This window comes from Rhodoligotrophos sp. CJ14 (genome assembly GCF_038811545.1).
In the GTDB taxonomy this organism is placed as follows: Bacteria; Pseudomonadota; Alphaproteobacteria; order Rhizobiales; family Im1; genus Rhodoligotrophos; species Rhodoligotrophos ferricapiens.
Genome location: NZ_CP133319.1, coordinates 1,193,356 through 1,219,961 on the forward strand (window position 1 = coordinate 1,193,356; position 26,606 = coordinate 1,219,961).

Genomic DNA, 26,606 nt, shown 5'->3' on the forward strand with positions numbered 1-26,606 from the left:
TTCCCGTGACATCCCTGCAGCCAGAAGATCTGCGCCGGCTCCCGCGGCTCTATGTCGGCGCATCGCTCCACCCCGGCGCATCTATCGAGCCCTCGCCTGATCAGGTGCACTATCTGGCCTCGGTCATGCGGCTTGCGGTTGGCGATGGTGTCCGCCTGTTCAATGGCCGCGACGGTGAATGGCGCGCCGCCATCATCGAGATCGGCCGCAAGCGCGCGCGCCTTGAGACCCGCGATCAGCTGCGTGCCCAGACAGATCTGCCGAATATTCACTATCTCTTCGCACCGCTCAAGCACGCCCGCATCGACTATGTCGCGCAAAAGGCAACCGAGCTCGGTGCCGCACGGCTCGTCCCGGTGCTGACCGCCCACACCATTGCGCGCCGAGTGAATCTGGAGCGGCTGCGCGCCAATGCCATCGAGGCGGCGGAGCAGTGTAACCTTCTTTCGGTGCCCGAGATCGACGCGCCAGTGGAGTTGGACAGTCTGCTCGATCACTGGGAGGGATCCCGGCGTCTCATCTATTGTGATGAATCAGCGCCATCAGCCAATCCTCTGCCGCAGCTACGCGATCTTGCCGAGAAAAACCGCGATACGCCTTTGGCTGTCCTGGTCGGCCCGGAGGGCGGCTTCTCCCCGGCAGAACAGCAGCGCCTGCGCGCCCTTCCAGGCGTGATCCCGATTTCCCTTGGTCCCCGCGTCATGCGGGCCGATACCGCGGCCATCGCCGCCCTCACTCTGGTGCAGGCGACCTGCGGGGACTGGCAATGATGCCCCCGCCCCGTAGCCGCATGCATCTTTCTTGCTGTTCGAGTCATCCAACTTCGGCGTAAGCCCCATATTATGATTTCAATCCCCTTTCGGAGCCCGTACCGCCCGTGAGTTCGCAAGTCATAGACAGCCCCGATACCCGGGTGCCGGTAGAAAGCAAGGATCAGCTGGTTGCCTGGTTCGAGGCCGGCTGCAAACCGAAGGACTCCTGGCGCATCGGCACTGAGCACGAAAAATTCGGCTTCCACCCCGATGGCCTGCGGCCGGTTCCCTACGAGGGCTCTCGCGGCATCCGCGCCCTGCTTGAGGGCCTGCAGGACCGGTTCCACTGGCAGCCGGTCATGGAACGCGACACCATCATCGGTCTGAAGGAGCCCGAAACCGGCGCTAGCATTTCCCTGGAGCCCGGCGGACAGTTCGAACTGTCCGGCGCAGCCGTCGCCCATCTTCATCAGACCTGCGAGGAGGTTGGCACCCATCTCAATCAGGTCCGCGAGGTCGGCGATGATCTGGGCATCAATTTTCTCGGTCTTGGCTTCTCGCCGAGATGGACCCTTGCCGAGACGCCGATGATGCCCAAGGGCCGCTACAGGATCATGCGCGCCTATATGCCAAAAGTGGGTGGCCACGGCCTCGACATGATGTTTCGCTCCTGCACGGTTCAGGTCAATCTCGACTTCTCGACCGAAGCAGACATGCGCCAGAAGCTGCGCACAAGCCTCGCCCTTCAGCCCATCGCCACCGCGATCTTCGCCAATTCCCCCTTTACCGAGGGCAGGCCCAACGGTTTTCTGAGCTTCCGCTCCGAGATTTGGCGCGACACCGATTCCGATCGCACCGGCATGCTCCCCTTCGTCTTCGAGAGCGGCTTCGATTTCGAGCGCTATGTGAACTACGCCCTCGATGTGCCCATGTACTTCGTCTATCGCGACGGCGCCTATATCGATGTCAGCGGCAAGTCCTTCCGCGATTTCATGGCGGGTAAGCTCCCGCAGCTTCCGGGCGAGCGCCCCACCATGCAGGACTGGTCCGACCACGTCACCACGATCTTCCCCGAAGTCAGGCTGAAGCGCTATCTCGAGATGCGCGGCGCCGACAGCGGCCCCTGGTCGAGGCTCTGTGCCCTCCCCGCGCTCTGGGTCGGTCTGCTCTATGACCAGACGGCATTGGACGCGGCCTGGGATGTGGTCAAGGGCTGGACGGCCAACGAGCGCCAGGCACTGCGCGATGATGTGCCCAAGACAGCGCTTCAAACCCGCTTCCGGCGCTACAAGGTCCAGGATATCGCCCGTGAGATCATGGCGATCGCGCGCGAAGGTTTGCGCAACCGCGACCGTCAGGATGGCTTCGGCAATAGTGAAGCGGTCTATCTCAATGCCATTGACGATGTGGTGGAAAGTGGCCGCACCGCCGCCGAGGACTTGCTAGAGCTCTATTACGGCGCGTGGAACGAAAGCGTCGATCCGGTATTCAAGACCAACGCGTACTGAGCGGCTTCCGGAGCCTTTATCCGGCCGATCATTGGGGGGATCAGACCATGCGTGCGCTGATGCTGACGGCGGCGCCTCTTTATGCGGCGTTGCTGGGGCTGTTGTTCCTGGTGCTCACGGCCCGCGTCCTGCAGATGCGGCGGGCACGCGGCATCCTGTTTGGCTCAGGCGGCGATTCAGATTTCGAGCGCATCATCCGGGCCCACGCCAATTTCGTAGAATATGCACCGCTCGGCATCATCCTCCTGCTGATTGCCGAGCTGATCGGCGCGCCGCATCTCCTGCTGCACCTGCTTGGAATAGCACTGGTCCTCGGGCGGGTGCTTCATGCCTTGGGTCTTGCCGGCCCCAGCCATGTCGTCTGGCTCAGATCCTCAGGGCTTGTGCTTACACTTTTGAGCCTTGTCGGCCTCGTGATCACCGTTCTGCTCTACTGGCTCCATCTGGTCACGATCGCGGCCTGAATTCGGCCAGAACGACTGTCACCCCTGGCCTTCAACGCCGCGGCAGGCTAAATCCCAACCATGAGCATTGACCACTCATCAACCGGAACCGTTGCGGATGCTGTCCAGCGCAACTGGGTGGATCGCTACGCGCCCCGCTGGATGCGTCCCTATTGCCGCCTTGCGCGATTTGACCGCCCGATCGGGACCTGGCTTTTGCTGCTGCCCTGCTGGTGGTCGATCGCTCTTGCGCAGATCGCAGCCGGTGGTGGTCTGCCGAGCCTGTGGCTGCTCTTCCTGTTCGCGGTCGGGGCCATCGTTATGCGCGGGGCCGGCTGCACCTATAACGATATCGTCGACCGCGATATCGACGATAAGGTCGCACGCACCCGCTCCCGCCCTATCCCAAGTGGCCAGGTCACGGCGCGGCAGGCAGCGGCCTTCATGGTGCTGCTGTCGCTTGTTGGCCTTGCGGTTCTCTTGCAACTCAACCGCTTTGCCATCCTGCTCGGCTGCTCGTCATTGCTGCTGGTGGCCGCCTATCCCTTCATGAAGCGGATCACCTATTGGCCGCAAATGGTTCTGGGTCTTGCCTTTAATTGGGGTGCGCTGCTCGGCTGGGCAGCAGTGCATGGCAGCCTCTCCTGGCCACCTCTGGTGCTCTATATCGCCGGCATTGCCTGGACGCTCGGCTATGACACCATCTATGCACACCAGGATAAGGACGACGACGCGCTGATCGGCGTGAAATCGACCGCCCTCAAATTTGGCAGCGCGACCAGGGCCTGGCTCATTCTGTTCTATGCCATCGCCCTGATAGGCATCGCCCTCGCCGGTTTCGGCGCGGGTGCGGGCCTCGTCTTCCTCACGGCGTGGCTCATCGCTTGCGCCCATGCGGCCTGGCAGATCAGAACCCTCGATATCGATGATCCCGCGCGCTGCCTGATATTGTTCCGTTCCAATCGTGATTTCGGCATCATTGTGTTTCTAGGCCTGCTGGCGGACAGTCTTCTCGCCCCCATATGAGGATCCATGCAAGCAACGGACACCAACCGCCTTCTCGACATTGCTGCCCGCACCATAGAGCACGCAAAACGCCTTGGGGCCGACGCTGCGGACGCGGTGATCGTGGAAGCGCTCTCTCATTCTGTCGACGTGCGCCTGGGTAAGCTCGAAGATCTGGAGCGGTCCGAAGGTCAGGACCTCGGGCTCAGGGTCTTTATCGGAGATGCGCAGGCCATCGTCTCCACCAATGATTTCACCGACGACAACCTCAAGACGCTGGCCGAGCGTGCGGTCGCCATGGCGAAGGTGAGCCCTCCCGATCCCTTCAGCGGTCTTGCGGCCACCGATGAGCTCGCTAAATCGATAGCCGATCTCGATCTCTTCGATGAGAAAACCCTCTCTGCAGCAGAGCTTCAGGATTTGGCCAAGGCCACTGAAGATGCAGCCCTTGCCGTGAAAGGCATCACCAATTCCGAAGGCGCCGGCGCCGGCTATACCGTAGCGGGGCTGGCTCTCGTCACCTCGACCGGCTTTGCCGGAAGCTACCGGCGCTCGGGCTTTGGTCTGTCCTGCTCGGTGGTTGCAGGCCAAGGCACCGGCATGGAACGGGACTATGAAAGCTCGAGCACAGTCCATTTTGCCGATCTGCGCAAACCTGAGGAGATTGGCCGCATCGCCGCTGAGCGGGCGGTCCGGCGGCTCAATCCGCGCAAGATCGGCTCGCGAAAGGGCACCGTTGTCTATGAGCCGCGCTTATCGCGCAGCCTTGTCGGCCATCTCCTGGGCGCCATAAATGGCGGAGCCATTGCCCGCGGCACGAGCTTCCTCAAACACGCGATGGGCACCGCCATCTTGCCGGCCGACATCACCATCACCGATAACCCGATGAAGCCGCGTGGGGTACGTTCCCGCCCCTTCGACGGTGAGGGCTTGAGTGGCAAGCCCCTCGAACTGGTCTCCGGCGGTGTGCTCAACACGTGGATCCTCGATACCCGCTCGGCCCGCAAGCTGGGCCTTGCCTCGACCGGCCATGCCAGCCGCTCCGCCGGATCACCGCCCTCGCCGGCCGCCACCAATGTAACCCTCCTCCCGGGAAAGCGCTCGCGGACCGAGCTGCTGGCCGATATCGATGAGGGTCTTTGGGTGACCGACCTGTTGGGCCATGGCGCCAACCTGATCACCGGCGATTATAGCCGGGGTGCTGCCGGCTTCTGGATCGAGAAGGGCGAGATCGCCTATCCCGTGGCCGAGATCACCATTGCCGGCAATCTCAAGGATATGTTTCGCAAGATGTCCGTGGCCGACGACATTGAATATCGCGGCGGTGTCGATACGCCGTCCATTCGCATTGAGGGCATGACGATTGCCGGCCGATGATCTCGACCAGCTGACAGAGGCGGTGCGTGAAGCCGGCGCTCTGGCCATGAGCCTGCGCGCCAAGGGTGTCGATAGCTGGCACAAGGGCGACGGCACCCCCGTCACGGAAGCGGATATGGCGGTCGACCGGCTGCTCAAGGAGCGGCTGCTCGGCGCCCGTCCTGATTATGGTTGGCTGTCGGAGGAGACAGCCGACGACAAGCACCGTCTGCAGCATGAACGGGTGTGGATCGTTGATCCGATCGACGGGACCCGCTCCTTCATGTCGGGCGAGGACGACTGGTGCGTCGCCGCCGCCCTGGTGGAGGATGGCGACCCCATCGCCGCGGCAATCTTCAGCCCGCCCGCCGATCACATGTACAGGGCATCCCGCGGGCAAGGCGCGACGCTCAACGGCGAGCGGATCTCCGTCTCCACATGCAGCGATGTGACCAGCGCGCGCATTCTCGCGCGGGAAAATGCCTTCGCAGCCCGGCGCTGGCCCGGCAGACCCTGGCCGCATCTGACACTCGATATGCGCAAATCGATTGCTCTGCGCCTGTGCCTCGTTGCCTCAGCCGAGTTCGACGCAAGCTTCGCCCTGGGCGAGACCTCCGATTGGGATATCGCCGGCGCCCATCTCGTTGTGACCGAGGCGGGCGGCATTGTGACGACTTTGTCAGGCGAAATCCCCAGATATAACCAGATCCGGACCCGTCATGCGGGCGTGGTGGCCTCGGGTCCTGCCCTGCACCGGGAATTCATGGATCGGCTGCCATATTTTTCCGGCTGACGGCAGCGCCGCGCTGCGACCACCGGATACCTTTTGAGGAGAAACCGATGACCGCATCTTCCCCTGCGCAGGAGAAGCAGCTTCTGCATTTGGTTTTTGGGGGCGAGTTGGAGAGCCTGGACAGCACGCGCTTCAAGAACCTGAAGGAGCTCGATATCGTCGGCATCTACCCCAACTTCGCCGAAGCGAAGAAGGCCTGGGCCGGCAAGGCACAGGCGACGGTGGACAATGCACAGATGCGCTACTTCATCGTGCATCTGCATCGCCTGCTCGATCCGGAAAACGACGGGCTCTGAACCCCTTGGGGCGGCATCTTCGCCTAGTCTAGAGCCGCCCTTCTACTTGCAGCTTACCCAGGGGAAACCGCGCGATGGGATCGTCCGCATCGACCCGCGCGAGCACCCGATCGATCTCCGCCACATCCTTTTCCATCTGCGCCGTCAGGGCCTCGACATCCGCAAACGCTTTATCCCCGCGGATATAGGCGATGAACTCTATCGCAAGCTGCTCGCCATAGAGATCTCCGGAGAAATTGAGCAGGAAGACCTCGAGCACCACATCCGTCTTGCCGAATGTGGGGCGCTTTCCGATATAGCCGGCACCGCGCCAGACGGTCTCGCCGCGGCGCACCCGCACCGCATAGATGCCCTCGCCCGGCTCACAGCCATCATCGAGCTTCACATTGATCGTGGGAAAGCCGAGCGTGCGCCCGCGCTGGTCCCCGGGCACCACGGTTGCAAGGATCGTCCAGCGGTAACCGAGCTGTTCGGCTGCGATCTCAACCGCTCCATGGCGCAATTCCTGGCGAATGGCGCTGGAGGCAAAGGGCGCCACCCCGCTATCGTCGGTCACCTGATCAACCACGGTGACGCTGAAGCCAAGATCACGCCCGAGCCTCATCATCAGATCCGGCGAGCCCTTGCGCCCCTTGCCGAAATGGAAATCATAACCGGTGATCACATGGCTGACGGCGAGACGTCCAACCAGTTCCTCGCGCACGAAGGTCTCGGCCTCTTTCGAGGCAAGCGTCCGATCGAAGGTGAGGATCGATACGAAATCAGCACCGCACCCGCGCAGCAGCCTGACCTTCATTTCCGCCGGCGTGATGCGAAACACGGGCTGGTCCGGGCGAAAGAAAGTGCGGGGGTGGGGCTCGAAGGTCACGACGCCAAAGGGCACGCCGCGTCGCGCCGCCTCTTCCCGTGCATCCGCCAGCAGCCTCTGATGCCCCCGATGCACCCCGTCATAATTGCCGATCGCAACGACGGCGCCCCGGCATTCCGCCGGCACCGGTCTATTATCGAAAATCGTATGCATACTGTCTCGTTCAGCCTTGCGCCTTGGCCGCGGGCGCCAGCACCTTGGCCTCTCCATCGACCACGATCACATCGCCGACCTTCACCTCGCAGGCCAGCGTCACCCGCCGCCGCCGTTGATCGATCTCGGTGATCTCGACACTCGCGGTCACCTCGTCGCCGCAATGCACCGGCGCACGGAAATTGAGAGATTGCGAAAGATAGATCGTGCCCTGCCCCGGCAGCTGCATGCCGATGACGGTTGAGATGAGGCTTGCCGAAAGCATGCCATGCGCGATCCGGGTTTTGAAGCGCGTGCTGGCCGCGAACGCATCGTCCAGATGGACCGGATTGTGGTCACCGGAGACATCGGCGAACGCCCTGATCGCCTCATCGTCAATGACTTTGCTGAGGCTCGCCCGCATGCCAACCGTCAGGTCATCGATAGTATAGGAACTGAGGACTGTCATGATCTCCGACCCGTGGCCACGCTAACTCCTGCCATCTGTGGCCATGCCACCCTGACCCTGCCATGCGAGGTCGCATCGGCCCGCGCGCTCGCAAACGCTGCGGACTTTATAGGCAGGCCCTTCTTGCTGCAATGCGCAATGGTCACCACCGAAGGTCCGGCAGGACCCCCTTAAGACGCAGGCCTGGCGCGACCTCTTCAAGCCGCGCAAGCAGCGGGTCGAGCGCATCTGCCTTGCCCTGATGCAGCTCCTCGAGCTCATGCGCATGGATGCCGCCAGCGATGAACACCGCGTCAATGCCATTGAGCGCAGCCCCGCGCATATCCGTTTCCATGCCATCGCCGATGGCCAGAGCTTCATCCTTGCTGATCGGCTCGCCCGCGATGTCCCGGGCAAGAGCGAGCGCATCCTCATAGATCAGCGGGTCCGGCTTGCCGGTGAACACGACCTCCCCACCGAGCTGTTCATAGAGCTCCGCGAGCGCGCCCGCGCAATAGAGCAGCCGGTCTCCCTTTTGCACCACCTTGTCCGGATTGGCGCAATAGAGGATCTGCCCCTTGTCCATCATGCGCCGCAGCATCGGCTGGTAATCGTCAGGCGTTTCGGTCAGATCATCCATCAGACCGGTGCAGAGAACAATTTCCGCTTCGCCGATGCCGACCTCCGCGATATCCAGCCCTTCGATGAGCCCGCGATCGCGGGCTGGCCCGAGGAAATGCACGGCCGGATGTCCATGCTCGACGACAAGCCGGCGCATCACATCCCCGGATGCCAGCACCCTGTCATAGGCATCGCGCGGCACCCCCATACGGTCGAGCTGCGCAACCACCGGTTCAAATGGCCGCGGTGCATTGGTGATCAGCACAACGATCCCGCCTTCGCGGCGAAAGCGTTGCAGAGCCTCCACCGCAGGCGCGTAAGCCGCAATGCCGTTATGCACAACACCCCAGACATCGCAAAGCCAGAGCCGGTGCCGTCCCGCGATCTGCGAGATGCCGTCGAGAAGAACCGTCATTGAATTCCCGGGTAGATGGTAAGGCCCTCCCGCTTCGAACGGGAGGGCCAATAAACGTCAGTCCAAAGACTTGAGCAGCTTCGCCATCTTGTCGAAGATCTCGCCGATCTGGGCTTCGGTGATGATCAGCGGCGGCGAGAGCGCGATCGTGTCGCCGGTGATGCGGATCATCAGGTCAAAGTCATGGAACGCCTTGTTCATGGCCTGATAGCCGCGCTTGCCAACCCCATCCTTATGCGGATCGAGATCGATGCCCGCCACGAGGCCAATGGTGCGGATATCCGCCACATGGGGCAGCCCTTTGAGGGCGTGCGCCGCATCCGCCCAGACACCCTCGAGTTCGCGCGCCCGCTCGAACAGGCCCTCGTCCCGATAGACATCGAGGCTCGCAAGCGCTGCAGCGGCAGCCACCGGATGGCCCGTATAGGTATAACCATGGAACAGCTCGATCGCGTTCTCAGGCCCGGTCATGAAGGCCTCATACACGTGATCGCGCACGATGGCGCCACCCATGGGCACCGCACCCGAGGTTACACCCTTCGCGAAGGTGATGATATCCGGCGTAACCCCATAGCGCTCGGCGGCAAATGCATAGCCCAAACGGCCGAAGCCCGTGATCACCTCATCGAAGATCAGGAGGATGCCGTGTTTATCGCAGATCTCGCGCAACCGCTGCAGATAGCCCTGCGGAGGCGGCAGAACACCGGTAGAACCCGCCATCGGCTCGACGATGACTGCGGCAACCGTCGAGGCATCATGCAGGGTGACGATGCGCTCGAGATCATCGGCGAGATGCGCGCCCCATGCAGGCTCGCCACGCGAATAGGCCTGCTCGGCGCGGTTATATGTATGCGGCAGATGATCAACGCCGGTCAGCAGCGAGCCGAAGAACTTGCGATTGTTCACAATGCCGCCGACGCTGATGCCGCCGAAGCCCACGCCGTGATATCCACGCTCGCGGCCGATGAGCCGCGTCCGCTGCCCCTGCCCTCTCACATTGTGATAGGCGAGCGCGATCTTGAGCGCAGTGTCCGCAGCCTCCGAGCCTGAATTGCAGAAGAACACATAATTGAGGTCAGCCGGGGCGAGTGTGGCGATCCGCGACGCCGCCTCGAATGCCTTGGGATGGCCGAACTGGAAGTTCGGAGCATAGTCGAGCTCCGCCGCCTGGCGCTGGATCGCCTCCACGATCGGTGTGCGGCAATGCCCAGCATTCGAGCACCACAGGCCCGCCGTGCCATCCATCACCGCGCGGCCATCGGTGGAGTAATAGAACATGTCCTTGGCGCGCGAGATCATCCGTGGGCTTTGCTTGAAGGCCCGGTTGCTCGTGAAGGGCATCCAATAGGATTGCAGGTTGTTCGGCGTGGGCTCCCAGCGCGCCGCATGGGCTTCGGACATGATGCTTGTTCTCCAGATCGGACATGGCGCTGCCGCATAGGCAACGCCGAACCTCAATTATCCTATCAGAGGGCTGCTCGACAGCGCAAATCGCAACCAATGATGCGACGGATTTGCCCTGAAGCCCCGCCATACGGCAAGGCGCAAATTCCGTCATGATGGCTCCTTCCCACCGCCCCCCTGCCGTCGCAGTTTCCAGGCAACTCAAGAGCGTGACCAACGCCATCAATGGAGTTGCCCAATGGCATCTATCACATTCGAGCAGATGAAGACGATCGCGCCCCGTGGCAAGGAGGACGCGCTCAATGCCGTGGTGAAGTTCCTCGATCAGCATGGCGAAGAATACGGTCTCACCACTCCGGTCAGAACCGCGCATTTCATTGCCCAATTGGCCCATGAATCAGACGGGTTTCGCGCCACGGAAGAATATGCATCAGGCGCGGCTTATGAGGGTCGGATGTCCCTTGGCAATACCGAAGAGGGTGATGGCATGAGATTCAAGGGCCGCGGCTTCATCATGCTGACCGGCCGAAAGAACTATACCGAATATGGCGAAAAACTTGGCGTCGACCTGGTGAACCACCCGGAAAAGGCTGAAGAACCTGAGATCGCCATGAAGATCGCCGCCCAATACTGGAAGGATAATAACCTTAATGAGCTTGCCGATAAGAACGCGATCGTCGGAATTACTCAGAAAATCAATGGTGGCGTGAACGGCTTCGATAACCGCAAGGCGTATTTCATCAAGGCAGCCGAGCAACTGGGTGACTTGGACCGTCAGACTGCAGAGGTCCAGGAAATCTCCGGCAAGGACCTCTGGGGTCCCGGACAGAAGGGTCCCCATATCTCAGCTTTGCAGACCGAGCTCAATGAGAAGATGGGCTCCTATATGGATAAGACCCTCGATGTGGATGGGAAATACGGCCCAGCAATGGTCCGCGCCGTTAAGCTTGCGGAAACCAAGATCAACGAGCACGCGCAACGTGACGTTTTGCACATTGATGGCATCGCTGATCCGTTGATGCGGGAGGAACTTCATAAATATCCAGAGGTCACGCCCACCACGGACATTGCAACCACGACCATGGCTTGATAAGCCGAGATGGTTCGATAGTCTCGGGCTAGCGCGCTCAGCGCTAGCCCTGCATCGAGGCGTTGGACGCTGCCATCGCCTTCTCTCCAGCTTCCTCTTGACTTTCGCAGTCCCCTTCTCCTATCTAGCTGCACGTTAGCACTCTCTCCTTTAGAGTGCTAAACGGATCCCGTTTAGGCGCATGCTGCTGGGATCTAGCTCTATCGAGGTCTGAACCTCGTTCCATGAATTCCGCGAGCCCCGCGAGGGCCGATCACCATTAGGGAGTTCGAGACTATGTCTTTCCGCCCATTGCACGATCGCGTTGTCGTGCGCCGCATCGAGGAGGTCGCCAAGACTGCCGGCGGCATCATCATCCCCGACACCGCTCAGGAGAAGCCGCAGCAGGGCGAAGTGATCGCGGTTGGTCCCGGCGCCCGCGGGGAAGACGGAAAGGTTAATCCGCTCGACGTGAAGAAGGGCGACAAGGTGCTGTTCGGCAAGTGGTCCGGCACCGAGGTCAAGATCAACGGCGAAGAACTGCTGATCATGAAGGAAAGCGACATCATGGGCGTGATCGAGGGCTGATCCCTCGCGACCGATGATGATTGGGCTGTGCACCTGCACCCCGCAAATATTTAAAAGAGGTTCACATGGCAGCGAAAGACGTACGTTTTTCCGGTGACGCCCGCGAGCGGATGATCCGCGGCGTCAACATTCTGGCCGATGCGGTCAAGGTTACCCTCGGTCCCAAGGGCCGCAACGTCGTGATCGACAAGTCCTTCGGCGCGCCGCGCATCACCAAGGACGGTGTCTCGGTCGCCAAGGAAATCGAGCTTGAGGACAAGTTCGAGAACATGGGCGCGCAGATGGTGCGCGAGGTTGCCTCCAAGACCAACGATCTCGCAGGCGACGGCACCACGACCGCGACCGTCCTCGCCCAGTCGATCGTCCGCGAAGGCGCCAAGGCCGTGACCGCGGGCATGAACCCGATGGACCTGAAGCGCGGTATCGATCTCGCCGTGACGGCTGCGGTCGAGGATCTGAAGAAGCGTTCGCGTAAGGTTTCCTCCTCCAACGAGATCAGCCAGGTCGGCACCATTTCTGCAAATGGCGACAAGGACATCGGCAACATGATTGCCGAGGCCATGCAGAAGGTCGGCAATGATGGTGTGATCACCGTCGAAGAGGCGAAGACCGCCAATACCGAACTCGATGTCGTCGAAGGCATGCAGTTCGACCGCGGCTATCTCTCGCCCTATTTCGTCACCAATGCCGAGAAGATGCTGGCGGTCCTCGACGACCCCTACATCCTCATCCACGAGAAGAAGCTCTCGAACCTGCAGGCTATGCTGCCGGTCCTCGAGGCGGTCGTGCAGACGGGTAAGCCGCTGCTCATCATCGCCGAGGATGTCGAGGGCGAGGCTCTGGCGACCCTGGTCGTCAACAAGCTCCGCGGCGGCCTGAAGGTCGCGGCTGTGAAGGCCCCGGGCTTCGGCGACCGCCGCAAGGCGATGCTGGAGGACATGGCCGTTCTCACCGCCGGCCAGGTCATCTCTGAAGACCTCGGCATCAAGCTCGAGAACGTCACCATCGACATGCTCGGCCGCGCCAAGCGTGTGAGCATCGGCAAGGACGAGACCACCATTGTCGATGGCGCTGGTGAGCGCTCCGCGATCGAGGCCCGTTGCACCCAGATCCGTCAGCAGATCGAGGAGACCACCTCCGATTACGATCGTGAGAAGCTCCAGGAGCGTCTGGCGAAGCTCTCCGGTGGCGTTGCCGTGATCCGTGTCGGCGGTGCGACCGAGGTCGAGGTGAAGGAGAAGAAGGACCGTGTCGATGACGCCCTCAACGCGACCCGCGCGGCCGTTGAGGAAGGCATCGTGCCCGGCGGTGGTGTTGCACTGCTGCGCGCCAAACAGGCTGTTGCCGCGCTGAAGAACGACAACGCGGATATCCAGGCCGGCATCAACATCGTCGCCAAAGCCCTTGAGTCTCCGATCCGTCAGATCGCCGACAATGCTGGCGCCGAAGGCTCGATCGTCGTGGGCAAGGTCCTCGAGAAGGACGGCAATTACGGCTTTGACGCCCAGAACGAGGAATATGTCGACCTCGTCGAGCGCGGCATCATCGATCCGACCAAGGTCGTCCGTGTGGCTCTGCAGGATGCGGCTTCCATCGCCGGCCTGCTGATCACCACCGAGGCCATGGTTGCCGATCGTCCGAAGGAGCCCGCGGCTCCGGCCGGCATGCCCGGTGGCATGGGCGGCATGGGCGGCATGGACTTCTGATCACGCCGCGCACATCTCTGAGAGAGGGCGGCCGTCCGGAGCGATCCGGGCGGCCTTTCATTTTGGGGAGGGGAGCACGATCTAGAAATAGGCGATGAGCCGGCCCGCGAGCGCAACGCCCAGCCATAGCGCGATGGAAATGGCCGCCTGGGCTCGGCCAACCGGGGAAGCCGTCCTATCCCATTGCCCGAGCTGAGGGTTCCAGAGCCAGCGGAACAGGATTGCATTGGCAAGAACCAGCGCCAGAAGTCCCATCTTGATCCAGAACACGTAATTGCCGGCGATCGCGCGCGCATCCGCGGTGAACATGAGCCCGCCGGAGATGAGTTGGATGACGAACCCAGCCGCCGCGAGCGGCGTGACGAAGCGCGACAGCGCCGCCGCGTCGATCGCGCGCCCTAGTCCCAGGATCCTGAGATCGAGCACGATGATCGTGCCCGCAAGCAGCACAAGGCCCAGAATATGGCCGAGATTGGCCGCAGGATAGAGCCAGATCGAGTCCCTCAAGGCATGGGCAAAGCCGGAGGCTTCCAGCGTGACCGCCCATTCCGGCGGCCCGTGATGCTCCTCCATACCTAACGCAGCTCGACGGTCTTGCCATCGACCGTGACACGCTCGGCCCTGAGTTCGCCCTCATGACGCCGGCTGGGATAGCCCTCGACGATCACGCTCTTGCCCACCGCGAGATCCTCCCGAGGCAATCCGCGGGCCTGCATGCGCGAGGGCGGCGCCAGCACCACATTCCACCGTTTGCCCTGATACTCCATCACGAGCATGCCATGCGGGCTTTGATAGCTCATATCGAGGATCGGTGCCTCGAAGCGCAGCACCGTATCGGCATCATAGCTGTTCCAGCCGTGATGCGCCTGCGCAATGCCGGCGGGTGCCCAGGCAAGAACCAAGGCAAGACTGGCGTGACGGAAAGTGATCATGACAAGTCTCCCAGGATCCGGGCATTACACCACTGAATTCAGAGTGCACGCCATGGGTTCCGGCGCGCCCGCCGGTGCACTATCTCGTGATCCCTCCAGCGAGCACGCCGGTGGACGTTTATGCGAGCTTGGCGAGGATGGCCTGGAGCCGTGCATCTCTCATCGCGGAAAGATACACCCCGATGACCGCCTCCGACTTGAGGATCACCCCATCATCCAGAATTTTGAGGTGATTGGCCTCGAGTGTTGCCCCTGTTGAGGTGATGTCCACGATCACCTCTGCCGTGCCCGCCGCGGGTGCACCTTCCGTTGCCCCGAGGCTTTCGACGATCCGATAGCCGCGCACCCCCTGCTCGGCGAAGAACCGGCGGGTGAGGTTCACATATTTCGTCGCGACCCGCAGCCGTCGCCCATGGCGCGCATGGTACGCGAGCGCCACTTCGTCGAGATCGCTCATCGTCGCCACGTCCAGCCAGCATTCCGGAACCGCCACGATCACATCCGCTCGCCCGAAGCCGAGGCGTTTTGGGATCGCGATCACATCAGCAAGATTGGGAATATGTTCCTGCAGCAGATCCTCGCCGGTGATGCCGAGGTCGATCTTGCCCTCGCGCAGCAGATGCGCGATTTCCGTTGCCGAGAGATAGGCGACCTCGAGATCCTCCGCATCCGGAAGGCCATTGAGCTTGCCCTGATAGCCGCGCCCTGCCCCGGTTCTGTCGAGCCGGAAGCCAGCCGCCTCGAACATCTCCCCTGCCTGCTCCATGAGCCGGCCCTTGGAGGGCAGCGCAATGGTCAACGGACGCGTCATGGCTGTGCCTCCAGTGCATGCCGCAAGCGCTCCGTATGGATGGCACAGCCGACCGCCGGCACCGGCTTGGGGCTGCCGATGGCCGAGAGCAGACCGTCATAACGCCCACCGCCTGCCAACGGCACCCAGCCGGTCTTGCTTTCGACCTCGAGTTGGAAGACGAAGCCGGAATAATATTCGAGGCTGCGGCCGAACACCCCGGAGAAGCGGTGATTTTGGATGTCGAGCCCCTTCTCGCGCGCCTCCGCAAAGCGCCGCTCGAACCGATCCAGAGCCTCGCCGAACCGGGCACCGGCCTGTGCGGCGAGCGTCCGCATGGCGACCGCCGCCTGTTCGGGTGGTGCGGAGATTTCGAGATAGGCTTCGATCAGCTGGACAGCCTCGGCGGATAAGGGCCTCTCCTCCCGGTCCCGCGCACGCTCATGCAGCCGCCGCGCAATCTCAGCGATAGAGCGCCCGCCCACCAGGGGAATGCCCTCCAGCTCCAGAACCTCTTCGACCAGCGCCACCGCACGCTCTTCGCTCGCATTGCCAAGCCGCGATAGCAAATCCTCGGTTTCCGATCGGGCTCGCGGCCTGCGCCCCGCCAGCATGTCCAGAAGATCGCGGAAAGCCCGTGGCCGCCAGAACTGGTGATTGAGCCTCTGCCGCCAGCGCGGCGGCATCTCGATACTGTCGAGCAGCGCGGTGAAAAGGCCGAGATCACCGAGCTTCACCCGATATCGGCTGAGGCCCGCAGCCTCGACTGCCCTGATGGTGAGGGCGAACACCTCCGCTTCCGCGGCGGGCGCGTCCTTATCCCCGAACCACTCCATGCCGACCTGCACGAATTCGCGCGGATGCATGGCATCGGCCCCCATCGGCTGGTGCCGGAATACCGGGCCGCAATAGCAATAGCGCGCTTCCGCCGCTACATCACCCGCCACCTCCAGATGATAGCGGCAGGTGGGCACGGTGAGATCGGGCCGCAAGCAGAGCTCGCGCCCGCCAGGATCGGTGAACACGAAGGTACGCGTGCGGATATCTTCACCCGACCGATCGAGGAAGAGATCGGCCGGCTGCAGAATATCCGGCTCCACATGCGCAAAGCCAGCCTCCACCAGCAGCGCGAGCATCGGCGCATTCTGCGCGTCGAGCCTCGCCCTTTCGCGAGGCGATTTGCCGGGAATGGCGCTGGTGCTCACGGTCTATACCGTTTCAGAACATCGCGGACCGCCTGAACGAGGTCACCGCGCCTCACCGTCATCTGGGCAGGCCGCGCATCGCGCCACTCATCCCGATTTTCGATGGCGCGTGAGGCCTCTGCGCCTGCAATCAAATCCTTTATCTGAACTTCGCCGGCGGCAAGCTCATCGCTCCCCTGAATGATGGCGCAGGCGGCACCCCGCCGATCGGCATATTTCATCTGCGCCTTCATGCCCGAGGTGCCGAGATACATTTCCGCGCGAATGCCTGCATCGCGCAGCTCGCGCACCATGGCCTGGTAATCGCCCAGCCGCTGCTTGTCCATCACCAGCACCACCACCGGGGCAGCGATCGTGTCGTCCTCAATCTTGCCGAGGTTCCTGAGCGCGGCATAGAGCCGGGAAACGCCGATGGAAAAGCCGGTGGCGGGCACCTTCTCGCCGCGGAAACGCTCGACCAGCCCGTCATAGCGGCCGCCGCCGCCCACCGAGCCGAAGCGGACGATCTCGCCTTCCTCATTGCGCATGTCGAAGGTGAGCTCTGCCTCGACCACGAAGCCCGTATAATACTCAAGCCCCCGCACCACCGACGGATCGATCCGCACCCGGTCGCTATACCCGGCCTCATCGACATGCGCGGCAATCGATGCAAGCTCGGCAAGCCCTTCCCCAATGGGCGCATTCTCCGCAAGCGCCCTGCGCAGACCTTCGACCGTCTCGGCATTCGTTTGACCGGCAGCAGCATTGACGAAATCGAGCACCGCCGTGGCGCCCGCAGCATCAAGCCCCGCGCCCGGCGTGAAATCACCGCTCGGGTCCATCCGGCCTTTGCCAAGCAGCTCGCGCACGCCATCGATGCCGATCTTGTCGAGCTTGTCGATCGCCCGCAGCACGGTGAGCCTGCGGCCGCCATTGTCCTCACCACCGAGCCCGATCGCTTCCATGACGCCATCGAGCACCTTGCGGTTATTCACCCGGATCACATAGGAGCCGCGCGGGACCCCCAGCTTCTCCAGCGTGTCAGCCGCGAGCATGCAGATTTCCGCATCCGCCGCGGGATTGTCCGTGCCCACCGTGTCTGCGTCGAACTGCATGAACTGGCGGAAGCGGCCCGGCCCCGGCTTCTCGTTGCGATAGACCCAACCCGCGCGATAGCTGCGATAGGGCTTGGGCAGCCGGTCGTAATTCTCGGCAACATAACGGGCGAGCGGCGCGGTCAGGTCGTAGCGCAGCGACAGCCACTGCTCGTCATCGTCCTGGAAGGAGAACACGCCCTCGTTGGGCCGGTCCTGATCCGGCAGGAACTTGCCCAACGCATCCGTATATTCGATGGTCGGCGTCTCCACGGGATCGAATCCGTAAAGCTCATAGACCTGCTCGATGGTCGCGAGCATGCGCTTGAGCGCGCGGATCTCCTGCGCCTCCACATCGCGAAATCCTTTCGCGACCCTGGCCTTGGGTCTGTGTGCCTTAGGCACGGGTGCCTTGAGCACCGGTGCCTTGTCCGCGTCTGCCATCGTAAAAAATGCCTGCTTCCGAGCCTATGCCTTGCCCGCGGGTTCTATCGGATCAAGACGACAGCGGCAAGAAGACTACCGGACCATGGCCGCTGGCCGTGGTCCGCCTGTTGCCCAGTCGAGCAACTCGACCGTGTGCACGAGGGGAACGTCCGTGCCCGAGGCAAGCTGAGTCATGCAGCCGATATTTCCGGTGGCGATCACATCGGGGCGGATCTGAGCAAGATGCGCAAGCTTCCGGTCGCGCAACTTTCCGGCAAGCTCGGGCTGGAGGATGTTGTAGGTGCCGGCGGAACCACAGCAGAGATGGCCTTCTGCCGGCTCGACCACCTCGAACCCCGCCTTGAGCAGCAGCCTCGTCGGCTCCGTTCTGATCTTCTGCCCATGCTGCATGGAACAGGCGGCGTGATAGGCGACCCGCACCTTGAGCGGGGTCTCACCCTCGGGCAGGCCATGCTCTGCCACGAACTCCGTGATGTCCTTGGTGAGGGACGAGACCGTCTGCGCCTGCTCCGCATAGAGCGGATCACGCGCGAACATATGGCCGTAATCCTTCACGGTCGTGCCACAGCCCGACGCATTGATGATGATGGCATCAAGCCGTTCGCCATCGATCTCGCTCATATAGCTGTCGATATTGCGTCTCGCGCGGGAAAGCGCGTCATCCTCCCGCCCCATGTGATGCGTGAGCGCGCCGCAACACCCCTGCCCCTTCGGCACCACCGGCTCGAAACCCATGCGCTGAAGCAGCCGGAAGGTCGCCTCATTGATCGACGGGGCGAGCACGCTCTGCGCACAGCCGGTGAGCACAGCCACCCGGCCGCGGCGGCTCGTGAGTGGACGGGCTTCCGGGTGCGTCACAGTGCGTGGAAGCCGGTTTGGGGCAAGCCTCAGCATCGCGGCGGCGGGCCGCAGCGGCTTCACCAGATCAAGCAGCGGGGCGAACGGCTTGCCAAAGCGGGCCAGAGAGAGCGCCTGCTGCATCCGCTTGGGCTCGGGCAACACCTGGGCGACAAGCGCGCGGAAGAACCGGTCGAGAGCCGGCCTGCGATAGGTCTCCTCCACATGCACCCGCGCCTGGTCGATCAAATGCATATAGTCGACCCCCGACGGGCAGGTGGTCGTGCAGGCAAGACAGGAGAGGCACCGGTCGATATGCTTGGCAACGTCAGCGGTTGCGGGCTTCTCCTCTTCCAGCATCTGCTTGATGAGGTAGATGCGGCCGCGGGGACTGTCGAGCTCATCCCCGAGCAGCACATAGGTCGGGCACGTGGCGGTGCAGAACCCGCAATGCACGCAAGCCCGCAGGATCGCCTCCGCTTCGGCGATCTTCGGGTCAGCGCGTTGTGCCTCCGTGAAATTCGTCTGCATCGCTAGATCTTATACATCCGGCCGGGATTGAGAATGCCATACGGATCGAACCCGGCCTTTATTCGTGCACTGAGCGCCGCGATGCCGGGCGACTGAGGATCGAACACATCGACCAACGCCCGCACCGCGCGCGGCGCCCGGATGAGCGTGGCATGTCCCCTATTTGCAACGGCTGCGCGAACCTTGGCCGCTTGCGCATCCGGCGCAGCCGGCACATCGCACCAGATAAGCCCGCCGCCCCAATCATAAAAGCCGCGCGCGCCGGCCGATAGCCGCAACTGGCCGAGCACACGCGCTCCATCGCTTGGCGCGACCGAAATGCGCCAGACTGCCCGATCCTCTGTACCGGCGAGCAAGGTACAGTCGCGGATCTCCCGCCAGAGATCAGCAGAATCCTCTTCGCCGAGCACCAGAGCGCGAGCCTCTTCCGCCACCAGCTCCCGCAGCTTGCGCAGCCGATATTCGACCGAAGGGCGGAAGCCATCGAGCCGCAGAACCGTCAGCGGCTCGCTCTGCCCGGCCCGCATCGCAACCGGAAAGGCATGCGACAAGTCTTTCGGTACATGCGCCGCCGCAGCCACTTCACAGGCACTGCCGAGACCGCGCGCAAGCCGCGTGACCGCCTCCTCATCCGCAAGCCCTAAAAGCACGAGGCTTGCTTCCGTCTCCGGTCGTGGCAGCACCTTCAGCGTCACCTCGCCAAGCACGGCAAGCGTGCCCCAGGAACCGGCCATGAGCTTCGGCAGGTCATAGCCCGTGACATTCTTGACGACGCGCCCGCCGCCCTTGAAGCTCTCGCCGCGCCCGCTGACCGCCTTGAAACCCAGCACATGATCGCGCACGGCCCCCATCTTGAGGCGCGCTGGTCCCGCAAAATTGCTCGCGACCATGCCGCCGACCGTGGCCGGCTGAACATTGCGGCCTGAATCCTCTGCCCCGAGCAGGCGGGTCAGATCGGGCGGATCGAAGGCAAGGCACTGGCCATGGCTCTCAAGCAACGCCTTGAGCTCCGGGAGCGGTGTGCCCGCGCCGGTCTGAATGATCAGTTCTTCGGGCTCATAGAGGCGCACCCCCGAAAGCCCGCTGACATCCAGCAGCCAGGCGGCATCGACCGGCCGGCCGATCCGGCGCTTGGAGCCTGAACCGATGATCTCGAGCGGCGCCCGCGCAGACGCGGCCCAGGCCATGACATCCTGGAGTTCGGCCAGATTTCCCGGTTTGAGCGTCGACGGCATATCCGCTCAGAACCGTGGAATATCGGGAAAAGGCAGACGGCCCTGATGCACATGCATGCGGCTCAATTCCGCGCAGGCATGCAGTACGGGAAACACCTTGCCGGGATTGAGCAGTCCTTGCGGATCGAACGCGCATTTGAGCCGCTGCTGTTGATCGAGATCGCCCTCGTCGAACATTTCCGGCATCAGATCGCGCTTTTCAACGCCAACCCCGTGCTCGCCGGTGAGCACGCCACCAACCTCAACGCACAGCCGCAGAATATCGGCGCCAAACGCCTCCGCCCGCTCCAGCTCGTCGGGGATGTTGGCGTCATAGAGGATGAGCGGATGCAGATTGCCATCGCCTGCATGGAACACGTTTGCGACCCGCAGCCCGTACTGCTGTGACAGCGCGCTCATCCGCTGCAGCACCTCAGGCAGCCGGTGCCGAGGAATGGTGCCGTCCATGCAATAGTAATCCGGCGAGATCCGCCCCACCGCCGGGAATGCCGCCTTGCGGCCCGCCCAGAATGCGAGCCGCTCGGCTTCCGAGGTGCTTGCCCGCATGGTGGTGGCGCCATTGCCATCCGCGATCTCGCGCACGACCTCGATGAGATGGGCAACCTCTGCCTCCGGCCCATCCAGCTCGATGATCAGCAGCGCCTCGACATCGAGCGGATAACCCGCATGAACAAACGCCTCGGCCGCATGGATCGCCGGCCGGTCCATCATCTCGATCCCCGCCGGAATGATGCCACGCGCGATGATATCGGCAACGCACTGCCCGGCCTGCTCGCTGCTGGGGAAACCAACCAGGACCGCGCGCGCCGTCTCCGGCACCGGCAATATGCGCACCGTGACTTCCGTTACGACACCGAGCAGGCCTTCCGAGCCCACAACGACCCCGAGCAGGTCGAGCCCGCCGGAATCCAGGTGCTTGCCGCCGATGCGCACCACCTCGCCAGTGATGAGCACGAGCTCGACGCCGAGCACGTTGTTGGTGGTAAGCCCATATTTCAGGCAATGCACGCCGCCGGAATTCTCCGCCACATTGCCGCCGATCGTGCAGGCGATCTGGCTCGAGGGATCCGGAGCATAATAGAACCCGTGCGGTTTGGCAGCCTCGCTGATCGCAAGATTGGTGACGCCTGGTTCCGTCACCACGCAGCGATTGGCGATATCGATCTGCTTGATACGGTTGAACTTCGCCATGACCAGCAGCACGGCATCCTGAAGTGGCAGCGCTCCGCCGGAAAGCGAGGTTCCGGCGCCGCGCGGCACCACTCTTATGCCCTCCTCATGGCAATAGCGCAGAACGGCCGCCACCTGAGCCGTCGTACTGGGCAGCACCGCAACCAGCGGCAATTGCCGATAGGCGGTGAGCCCGTCGCTTTCGAACACGCGCAGCTCGTCACGAGCGTCAACCACGCCCTCACCGGGCACAATGGCCCTGAGGCGGCGCACGATCTCGGCGCGCCGGGCAAGCACATCGCCATTCGGAGCAGGCATGGCAATACCGCTCATGCTACGGCCTCGCGCGTTGTGACACGCCGCTGCGCCCCCATATGGTTAAGGTGCACCATACGCTTAGCTTAAATGACCTCCACCGGATCTCCAGCCGTGATACGGCCGCCTTGGGTGACCGCGCAATAGACGCCGAAGCTTTTTCCGTTCACGGCGGAAACGGCCGGCAGGATGGCCTTGTCGAACGGCACATCCCGCTGGCCGAGCATGGTGAACGCGCAGCGGTCGCACGGCTCGTTCACATAGAGCTTCACCGATCCGACGCGGATCTCCTTGCGGATCCACCGGCCCTCTTCGAAGCCGACCGCTTCCTCTGGCAATTGGATGACCAGATTCGGCCGGAACCGGCGCGCATCGATCATGCTGTCGGGGATGACCGATTTGAGCTTTTTGAGCGAGGCGCTGGTGACCAGATGGATGGGCGCGCGCCGGTAACGCGGCGCGACCGTGTCGGGCGAATCGAATTCAGGCCCGTGCCGCTTGACGGTCACCGGAAAGCCGAAATGCGCCGAGAGCGCCTCGCGCGCCGCCTCCGACCGGCCGCTGATCCAATCACCGCCGGGAATCTGAAGCTCGAAATCCTCTTCCGTCGTCCTGGCCAGGACCTCTGGCGTGACCCGCCACCGCTTTTCACCCTCCGGCTTGGCGATCGCGCCGGATGTTGCATCGACCACGCCCCAGAGCCGGTCGCCGATGATCCCCGTCGCGTCGAGTTCGGCAGCATCCATCATCTCGCCGCCCAGCGAGCTTACGGGATAGCGCCAGATCGCCTGTACAGTTCCGATGGTCATGCGCCTTGCTCCCTCTTGGCATCCTTATACATTGGCGCAGTCGTCGACCCAACGATATAGTCTGCGACCGATCAGGAGTACCCAGGAGTTTTGATGATAGAAAATCCGCCCCGCATCGGTCTTTTCGTGACCTGTCTTGTTGATCTGTTCAGGCCGTCGGTCGGCTTTGCAGCGGTGAAGCTGCTCGAATCAGCGGGATGCGAGGTGGAGGTTCCTTCGGCACAGACCTGCTGTGGCCAGCCCGCCTTCAATTCCGGTGATCGTGAGGACACGCGTGCCATTGCCCGGCAGGTGGTCGAGATCTTCGCACCTTACGATTATGTGGTCGCCCCCTCCGGGTCATGCGCCGGCATGATCCACAAGCATTATCCCTCCCTGTTCGACCCCGGTACCCCTGAGCGCGATGAGGCGGAGGCGCTGGCCACCAAGACCTGGGAACTGGTCTCGTTTCTCACCCATGTGATGGGCCTTGAATCCGTTCCGGAACATTTTGACGGCACTGTCACCTATCACGACTCCTGCTCCGGCCTTCGGGAACTGGGCATCAAACACCAGCCGCGCCGTCTCCTTCAGACGGTGGAGGGACTAAAGCTGGTCGAGCTGCGTGACGCTGAGGTCTGCTGCGGCTTCGGTGGCACGTTCTGTGTCAAATATCCTGACATTTCGAATGATATGGTGGAAAAGAAGGCTGCCAATATCGAGGCGACCAAGGCCGACCTGCTTCTCGCCGGTGACCTCGGCTGCCTCATGAACATGGCCGGCAAGCTCAAGCGTCGGGGCTCGTCCGTCGCGGTCCGCCACGTGGCCGAGGTTCTCGCCGGGGAATTGACGGCCCCTCCCATCGGCGGATCGGATCGGCCCGGCAGTGAGCAGAAGCAGTAGCATGCAGCCCCAATCGCACGCCTTTAAGCAGAATGCCGCTCGCGCCCTTCACGACGAGAAGCTGCAGCAGGCACTGCGCCACGTTCCAACCGGCTTCGTCGAGAAGCGCGCCCGCGCCCGTGACCGGCTGCCGGAATTCGACGCGCTTCGCGACGAGGCGGTCGAGATCAAGAAGCATACCCTTGCCCATCTCGACCTCTACCTCGAAGCCTATGAGCGCAAGGTTCATGAGACCGGCGGGCACGTGCACTGGGCGCCCACCGCCGCGGACGCACGCCGTATCATCGTTGATCTCTGCAAGGCGCGTGGCGCCAAGCTGGTGACCAAAGGCAAATCCATGGTCTCCGAGGAGATCGGCCTGAACGATGCGCTTCAGGCCGAGGGCATCAAGCCGGTTGAGACCGATCTCGGCGAATACATTATCCAGCTGCGCGGCGAGAGCCCGAGCCACATCATCGCCCCCGCCATTCACTTGACCCGTGATCAGGTCGAGGCGGATTTCCGTCGTGCCCATGGCGAGCTGCCGCCCGACAGGGTGATCAGCGAGGCACCGGAGCTGGTGGCCGAAGCGCGTACCATGTTGCGGCAGAAATATCTGGACGCGGATATCGGCATCACCGGTGCCAATTTCCTCGTTGCCGAGACTGGCTCGTCAATCATCGTGACCAATGAGGGCAATGGCGATCTCACCCAATCGCTGCCCAAGGTCCATATCGTCGTCACCTCCATCGAGAAACTGGTGCCGACCCTGGAGGATGTGTCCACGATCCTGCGTGTACTCGCCCGCTCGGCCACCGGCCAGGAATTCTCATCCTACACCACCTTCTCGACCGGTCCTCGCCGACCCGAGGACCCCGACGGCCCCGAGGAATACCACGTGGTGCTGCTCGACAACGGGCGTTCGGCCCTGCTCGGCACCGAGTTTCAGGACATGCTGCGCTGCATCCGCTGCGGCGCCTGCCTGAACCATTGCCCGGTCTATCAGGCGGTCGGCGGCCATGCCTATGGCTGGGTCTATTCCGGTCCCATGGGCGCTGTTCTGACCCCTTCGCTGGTGGGCGTGGACGAGGCCGCCCCTCTGCCCAATGCCTCGACCTTCTGCGGCCGCTGCGAGGAGGTCTGCCCCATGCGCATTCCGCTGCCGAAGATGATGCGGCATTGGCGGGAGCGGGAATATGAGCGGCACTTGACGCCTGCCACCTATCGCACCGGGCTGGGATTGTGGGCATGGGCGGCCAAGCGGCCTGGCGTCTACCGCCCCATGGCGTCCCTTGCCGCACGCACCCTTCGCTTTCTCTCGGGCAAGCGCGGCAGATTGAGGCGCCTTCCCCTTGCCTCTGGCTGGACGCGATACCGCGATTTTCCCGCGCCCGAGGGCAAGACATTCCAGGAGCTCTGGAAGGAGCGTCGCCGTGGCTGATGCCGTCCGCAACCGCGCGAGCGTCCTTGGCGCAATCCGCCGCTCCCTTGCTGTGTCCGGCGAGGAACAGGATCGCCGCACCGCGGTGGACAAGCGAATGGCAAACCATCGCCGCAACCTCCTTCCACAACGGGCCCAGCTTCCAGACCAGAAGCGGGTGCAGCTTTTTCGGGACATGCTGCTGAGCGTTGATGCGTCCCTGGTCGATGTCGCCCGGCTCGAAGAAGTGCCCGATGCGGTGGCCGCCTTCCTGCGCTCCCACAACCTTGAGCCACGCTTCCGCATGGGCAAGGATGGTTATCTGCGCGGCCTTCCCTGGCACCGCATGCCATCCCTCACCAGGCTCGAGGGACCGGCTGAACCCACCGATGAAACAACCCTGTCGCGCGCCTTCGGTGGCGTCGCCGAAACAGGCACGCTCGTCCTCACCTCCGGCCCCAGCAATCCCGTAACCCTGAACTTTTTGCCGGAGAACCACATTGTGGTGGTGGAGGCCGACAGGATCGTTGCCACCTACGAGGATATCTGGCAGCGCCTGCGCTTCTTGAACGGCCCGGGGGTAATGCCGCGCACTGTTAACATGATCACCGGCCCCTCGCGGACGGCCGATATCGAGCAGACGCTTCAGCTGGGCGCCCATGGTCCCCGACGTCTGCATGTCATTCTCGTCGGCGGCCGCTGACGATCTTGAGGGAGGTGCTTGATGAAACTCGTTCGCTATGGGGAAAAAGGCAAGGAGCGTGCTGGCGTCATTGATGCGGAGGGGCGCATCCGGCAGCTCGTGGATTTCATCGACGACATCACCCCCGAGACATTTCACCCCAAAAATCTTGATCGCATTCTCGAGCAGGACATCGAGGGCCTCCCCATCGTCAAGACGGAGGAACGCATCGGCCCTTGCATAGCGGGATCACAGAAATTCCTCGCAATCGGTCTTAACTACGCCGACCACGCGGCGGAAACGGGCGCAACGCCGCCCTCCGAGCCCATATTGTTCACCAAACATCTCAGCTGCATCAACGGCCCCAATGATGACGTGATCCTCCCACGCGGCTCCCAAAAGAGCGACTGGGAGGTCGAGTTGGGCGTGATCATCGGCAAGACCGCCAAATACATCAAGGAAGGCCAGGCGCTCGACTATGTCGCTGGCTATTGCGTCATCAATGACATCTCCGAGCGCGAATATCAGATGGAACGCCAGGGCCAATGGGTGAAAGGCAAGTCCTGCGACACTTTTGGGCCGATCGGCCCTTGGCTTGTGACAGCCGATGAGGTGCCTGATCCGCAGAACCTCAAGCTGTGGCTCGACCTCAATGGCGAGCGCATGCAGAGCGGCACCACCGCCACCATGATCTTCGGAGTTGCCGAGATTGTCGCCTATCTCTCGAACTTCATGACCCTGCTCCCGGGTGACATCATCGCCACCGGCACGCCGCCTGGCGTTGGCCTGGGCAAGAAGCCCCCCCGCTTTCTCAAGCCCGGCGATGTCATGACCCTCGGCATCGAGGGCATGGGCGAGCAGCGTCAGAAGGTGATCGCTGACCAGGGGTAGAAGG

The 26,606-nt window shown here is 62.8% G+C and carries 27 protein-coding genes; 14 read left to right on the forward strand and 13 right to left on the reverse strand.

Annotated features, from left to right (window positions below):
* Positions 1 to 5 precede the first annotated feature (5 nt).
* The 7 genes from RCF49_RS05485 (at position 6) to RCF49_RS05515 (ending at position 6,153) form a co-directional block, all read left to right on the forward strand.
* Positions 6 to 770, forward strand: a complete 765-nt coding sequence (locus RCF49_RS05485) for a 16S rRNA (uracil(1498)-N(3))-methyltransferase (protein ID WP_342643031.1) — start codon at positions 6 to 8, stop codon at positions 768 to 770.
* Between the two features lie 107 nt (positions 771 to 877).
* Positions 878 to 2,260 (forward strand): glutamate--cysteine ligase, encoded by a 1,383-nt coding sequence (locus tag RCF49_RS05490; RefSeq protein ID WP_342643032.1) that lies wholly within the window; start codon positions 878 to 880, stop codon positions 2,258 to 2,260.
* A 47-nt stretch (positions 2,261 to 2,307) separates the two neighbouring features.
* Positions 2,308 to 2,724: an MAPEG family protein gene (locus RCF49_RS05495; protein ID WP_342643033.1), complete on the forward strand. Its 417-nt coding sequence runs from the start codon at positions 2,308 to 2,310 to the stop codon at positions 2,722 to 2,724.
* A gap of 60 nt (positions 2,725 to 2,784) precedes the next feature.
* Positions 2,785 to 3,729: a 4-hydroxybenzoate octaprenyltransferase gene (ubiA, locus tag RCF49_RS05500; protein ID WP_342643034.1), complete on the forward strand. Its 945-nt coding sequence runs from the start codon at positions 2,785 to 2,787 to the stop codon at positions 3,727 to 3,729.
* 6 nt (positions 3,730 to 3,735) lie between these two features.
* Complete coding sequence (locus RCF49_RS05505; protein WP_342643035.1) at positions 3,736 to 5,085, forward strand: TldD/PmbA family protein; 1,350 nt, start codon at positions 3,736 to 3,738, stop codon at positions 5,083 to 5,085.
* On the forward strand, positions 5,072 to 5,857 hold the full coding sequence (locus RCF49_RS05510; protein WP_342643036.1) for a 3'(2'),5'-bisphosphate nucleotidase CysQ: 786 nt from the start codon (positions 5,072 to 5,074) through the stop codon (positions 5,855 to 5,857). Before RCF49_RS05505 ends, RCF49_RS05510 begins: the two co-directional genes overlap by 14 nt.
* 47 nt (positions 5,858 to 5,904) lie before the next feature.
* On the forward strand, positions 5,905 to 6,153 hold the full coding sequence (locus RCF49_RS05515) for a DUF4170 domain-containing protein (protein WP_342643037.1): 249 nt from the start codon (positions 5,905 to 5,907) through the stop codon (positions 6,151 to 6,153).
* Positions 6,154 to 6,181: 28 nt separating this feature from the next.
* Here RCF49_RS05515 and RCF49_RS05520 read toward each other — a convergent pair whose 3' ends face one another.
* The 4 genes from RCF49_RS05520 to RCF49_RS05535 all read right to left on the reverse strand — a co-directional run bounded on the left by RCF49_RS05520 (position 6,182) and on the right by RCF49_RS05535 (position 10,038).
* Entirely contained in the window at positions 6,182 to 7,174 is a 993-nt protein-coding gene (locus RCF49_RS05520) for a bifunctional riboflavin kinase/FAD synthetase (protein WP_342643038.1), read from the reverse strand.
* 10 nt (positions 7,175 to 7,184) lie between these two features.
* The gene (locus tag RCF49_RS05525) at positions 7,185 to 7,622 is read right to left on the reverse strand and encodes a MaoC family dehydratase (RefSeq protein ID WP_342643039.1); all 438 of its coding nucleotides are present in this window, start codon (positions 7,620 to 7,622) and stop codon (positions 7,185 to 7,187) included.
* A gap of 142 nt (positions 7,623 to 7,764) precedes the next feature.
* Positions 7,765 to 8,637 carry a TIGR01459 family HAD-type hydrolase gene (locus RCF49_RS05530; protein WP_342643040.1) on the reverse strand — a complete coding sequence of 291 codons (873 nt, stop codon included), beginning with the start codon at positions 8,635 to 8,637 and terminating at the stop codon, positions 7,765 to 7,767.
* Between the two features lie 57 nt (positions 8,638 to 8,694).
* Positions 8,695 to 10,038 carry an aspartate aminotransferase family protein gene (locus RCF49_RS05535; protein ID WP_342643041.1) on the reverse strand — a complete coding sequence of 448 codons (1,344 nt, stop codon included), beginning with the start codon at positions 10,036 to 10,038 and terminating at the stop codon, positions 8,695 to 8,697.
* 310 nt (positions 10,039 to 10,348) lie between these two features.
* On the opposite strand from RCF49_RS05535, the gene RCF49_RS05540 reads away from it, so the two are divergent.
* The 3 genes from RCF49_RS05540 to groL all read left to right on the forward strand — a co-directional run bounded on the left by RCF49_RS05540 (position 10,349) and on the right by groL (position 13,404).
* A complete protein-coding gene (locus RCF49_RS05540) occupies positions 10,349 to 11,131 on the forward strand; it encodes a glycoside hydrolase family 19 protein (protein ID WP_342643042.1) in 783 nt (260 codons plus the stop codon).
* Between the two features lie 276 nt (positions 11,132 to 11,407).
* A complete protein-coding gene (gene groES, locus RCF49_RS05545) occupies positions 11,408 to 11,698 on the forward strand; it encodes a co-chaperone GroES (RefSeq protein WP_342643043.1) in 291 nt (96 codons plus the stop codon).
* A 65-nt stretch (positions 11,699 to 11,763) separates the two neighbouring features.
* Positions 11,764 to 13,404, forward strand: a complete 1,641-nt coding sequence (groL, locus tag RCF49_RS05550) for a chaperonin GroEL (RefSeq protein ID WP_342643044.1) — start codon at positions 11,764 to 11,766, stop codon at positions 13,402 to 13,404.
* Between the two features lie 81 nt (positions 13,405 to 13,485).
* Here groL and RCF49_RS05555 read toward each other — a convergent pair whose 3' ends face one another.
* From RCF49_RS05555 to RCF49_RS05595, 9 genes are all read right to left on the reverse strand, one after another.
* Positions 13,486 to 13,977 carry a hypothetical protein gene (locus RCF49_RS05555; RefSeq protein ID WP_342643045.1) on the reverse strand — a complete coding sequence of 164 codons (492 nt, stop codon included), beginning with the start codon at positions 13,975 to 13,977 and terminating at the stop codon, positions 13,486 to 13,488.
* Between the two features lie 2 nt (positions 13,978 to 13,979).
* The gene (locus RCF49_RS05560) at positions 13,980 to 14,336 is read right to left on the reverse strand and encodes a DUF6152 family protein (protein ID WP_342643046.1); all 357 of its coding nucleotides are present in this window, start codon (positions 14,334 to 14,336) and stop codon (positions 13,980 to 13,982) included.
* A 118-nt stretch (positions 14,337 to 14,454) separates the two neighbouring features.
* Positions 14,455 to 15,147 carry an ATP phosphoribosyltransferase gene (hisG, locus tag RCF49_RS05565; RefSeq protein ID WP_342643047.1) on the reverse strand — a complete coding sequence of 231 codons (693 nt, stop codon included), beginning with the start codon at positions 15,145 to 15,147 and terminating at the stop codon, positions 14,455 to 14,457.
* The gene (locus tag RCF49_RS05570) at positions 15,144 to 16,331 is read right to left on the reverse strand and encodes an ATP phosphoribosyltransferase regulatory subunit (RefSeq protein WP_342643048.1); all 1,188 of its coding nucleotides are present in this window, start codon (positions 16,329 to 16,331) and stop codon (positions 15,144 to 15,146) included. The genes hisG and RCF49_RS05570 overlap by 4 nt, the downstream gene beginning before the upstream one ends.
* Complete coding sequence (gene hisS / locus RCF49_RS05575) at positions 16,328 to 17,848, reverse strand: histidine--tRNA ligase (RefSeq protein ID WP_342643049.1); 1,521 nt, start codon at positions 17,846 to 17,848, stop codon at positions 16,328 to 16,330. The genes RCF49_RS05570 and hisS overlap by 4 nt, the downstream gene beginning before the upstream one ends.
* Before the next feature lie 75 nt (positions 17,849 to 17,923).
* The gene (gene glcF / locus RCF49_RS05580; RefSeq protein WP_342643050.1) at positions 17,924 to 19,219 is read right to left on the reverse strand and encodes a glycolate oxidase subunit GlcF; all 1,296 of its coding nucleotides are present in this window, start codon (positions 19,217 to 19,219) and stop codon (positions 17,924 to 17,926) included.
* 2 nt (positions 19,220 to 19,221) lie between these two features.
* The gene (locus tag RCF49_RS05585) at positions 19,222 to 20,454 is read right to left on the reverse strand and encodes an FAD-binding protein (protein WP_342643051.1); all 1,233 of its coding nucleotides are present in this window, start codon (positions 20,452 to 20,454) and stop codon (positions 19,222 to 19,224) included.
* Between the two features lie 6 nt (positions 20,455 to 20,460).
* The gene (locus tag RCF49_RS05590) at positions 20,461 to 21,957 is read right to left on the reverse strand and encodes an FAD-linked oxidase C-terminal domain-containing protein (protein ID WP_342643052.1); all 1,497 of its coding nucleotides are present in this window, start codon (positions 21,955 to 21,957) and stop codon (positions 20,461 to 20,463) included.
* A 68-nt stretch (positions 21,958 to 22,025) separates the two neighbouring features.
* A complete protein-coding gene (locus RCF49_RS05595) occupies positions 22,026 to 22,748 on the reverse strand; it encodes an MOSC domain-containing protein (protein ID WP_342643053.1) in 723 nt (240 codons plus the stop codon).
* 93 nt (positions 22,749 to 22,841) lie between these two features.
* On the opposite strand from RCF49_RS05595, the gene RCF49_RS05600 reads away from it, so the two are divergent.
* The 4 genes from RCF49_RS05600 to RCF49_RS05615 are packed head-to-tail and all read left to right on the forward strand — an operon-like array spanning position 22,842 to position 26,602.
* The gene (locus tag RCF49_RS05600; RefSeq protein WP_342643054.1) at positions 22,842 to 23,630 is read left to right on the forward strand and encodes a (Fe-S)-binding protein; all 789 of its coding nucleotides are present in this window, start codon (positions 22,842 to 22,844) and stop codon (positions 23,628 to 23,630) included.
* A gap of 1 nt (position 23,631) precedes the next feature.
* Positions 23,632 to 25,050: a LutB/LldF family L-lactate oxidation iron-sulfur protein gene (locus RCF49_RS05605; protein WP_342643055.1), complete on the forward strand. Its 1,419-nt coding sequence runs from the start codon at positions 23,632 to 23,634 to the stop codon at positions 25,048 to 25,050.
* Positions 25,043 to 25,732: a LutC/YkgG family protein gene (locus tag RCF49_RS05610; RefSeq protein WP_342643056.1), complete on the forward strand. Its 690-nt coding sequence runs from the start codon at positions 25,043 to 25,045 to the stop codon at positions 25,730 to 25,732. Before RCF49_RS05605 ends, RCF49_RS05610 begins: the two co-directional genes overlap by 8 nt.
* 21 nt (positions 25,733 to 25,753) lie before the next feature.
* The gene (locus RCF49_RS05615; RefSeq protein WP_342643057.1) at positions 25,754 to 26,602 is read left to right on the forward strand and encodes a fumarylacetoacetate hydrolase family protein; all 849 of its coding nucleotides are present in this window, start codon (positions 25,754 to 25,756) and stop codon (positions 26,600 to 26,602) included.
* Positions 26,603 to 26,606: the final 4 nt, after the last annotated feature.

Coding starts and splice junctions, on each gene's coding strand:
- RCF49_RS05495 (WP_342643033.1), top strand. CDS start 2,308: ATGCGTGCGCTGATGCTGACGGCGGCGCCTCTTTATGCGGCGTTGCTG.
- ubiA (WP_342643034.1), top strand. CDS start 2,785: ATGAGCATTGACCACTCATCAACCGGAACCGTTGCGGATGCTGTCCAG.
- RCF49_RS05505 (WP_342643035.1), top strand. CDS start 3,736: ATGCAAGCAACGGACACCAACCGCCTTCTCGACATTGCTGCCCGCACC.
- RCF49_RS05515 (WP_342643037.1), top strand. CDS start 5,905: ATGACCGCATCTTCCCCTGCGCAGGAGAAGCAGCTTCTGCATTTGGTT.
- RCF49_RS05520 (WP_342643038.1), bottom strand. CDS start 7,174: ATGCATACGATTTTCGATAATAGACCGGTGCCGGCGGAATGCCGGGGC.
- RCF49_RS05525 (WP_342643039.1), bottom strand. CDS start 7,622: ATGACAGTCCTCAGTTCCTATACTATCGATGACCTGACGGTTGGCATG.
- RCF49_RS05530 (WP_342643040.1), bottom strand. CDS start 8,637: ATGACGGTTCTTCTCGACGGCATCTCGCAGATCGCGGGACGGCACCGG.
- RCF49_RS05535 (WP_342643041.1), bottom strand. CDS start 10,038: ATGTCCGAAGCCCATGCGGCGCGCTGGGAGCCCACGCCGAACAACCTG.
- groES (WP_342643043.1), top strand. CDS start 11,408: ATGTCTTTCCGCCCATTGCACGATCGCGTTGTCGTGCGCCGCATCGAG.
- groL (WP_342643044.1), top strand. CDS start 11,764: ATGGCAGCGAAAGACGTACGTTTTTCCGGTGACGCCCGCGAGCGGATG.
- RCF49_RS05555 (WP_342643045.1), bottom strand. CDS start 13,977: ATGGAGGAGCATCACGGGCCGCCGGAATGGGCGGTCACGCTGGAAGCC.
- RCF49_RS05560 (WP_342643046.1), bottom strand. CDS start 14,336: ATGATCACTTTCCGTCACGCCAGTCTTGCCTTGGTTCTTGCCTGGGCA.
- hisG (WP_342643047.1), bottom strand. CDS start 15,147: ATGACGCGTCCGTTGACCATTGCGCTGCCCTCCAAGGGCCGGCTCATG.
- hisS (WP_342643049.1), bottom strand. CDS start 17,848: ATGGCAGACGCGGACAAGGCACCGGTGCTCAAGGCACCCGTGCCTAAG.
- glcF (WP_342643050.1), bottom strand. CDS start 19,219: ATGCAGACGAATTTCACGGAGGCACAACGCGCTGACCCGAAGATCGCC.
- RCF49_RS05585 (WP_342643051.1), bottom strand. CDS start 20,454: ATGCCGTCGACGCTCAAACCGGGAAATCTGGCCGAACTCCAGGATGTC.
- RCF49_RS05590 (WP_342643052.1), bottom strand. CDS start 21,957: ATGAGCGGTATTGCCATGCCTGCTCCGAATGGCGATGTGCTTGCCCGG.
- RCF49_RS05595 (WP_342643053.1), bottom strand. CDS start 22,748: ATGACCATCGGAACTGTACAGGCGATCTGGCGCTATCCCGTAAGCTCG.
- RCF49_RS05600 (WP_342643054.1), top strand. CDS start 22,842: ATGATAGAAAATCCGCCCCGCATCGGTCTTTTCGTGACCTGTCTTGTT.
- RCF49_RS05605 (WP_342643055.1), top strand. CDS start 23,632: ATGCAGCCCCAATCGCACGCCTTTAAGCAGAATGCCGCTCGCGCCCTT.
- RCF49_RS05615 (WP_342643057.1), top strand. CDS start 25,754: ATGAAACTCGTTCGCTATGGGGAAAAAGGCAAGGAGCGTGCTGGCGTC.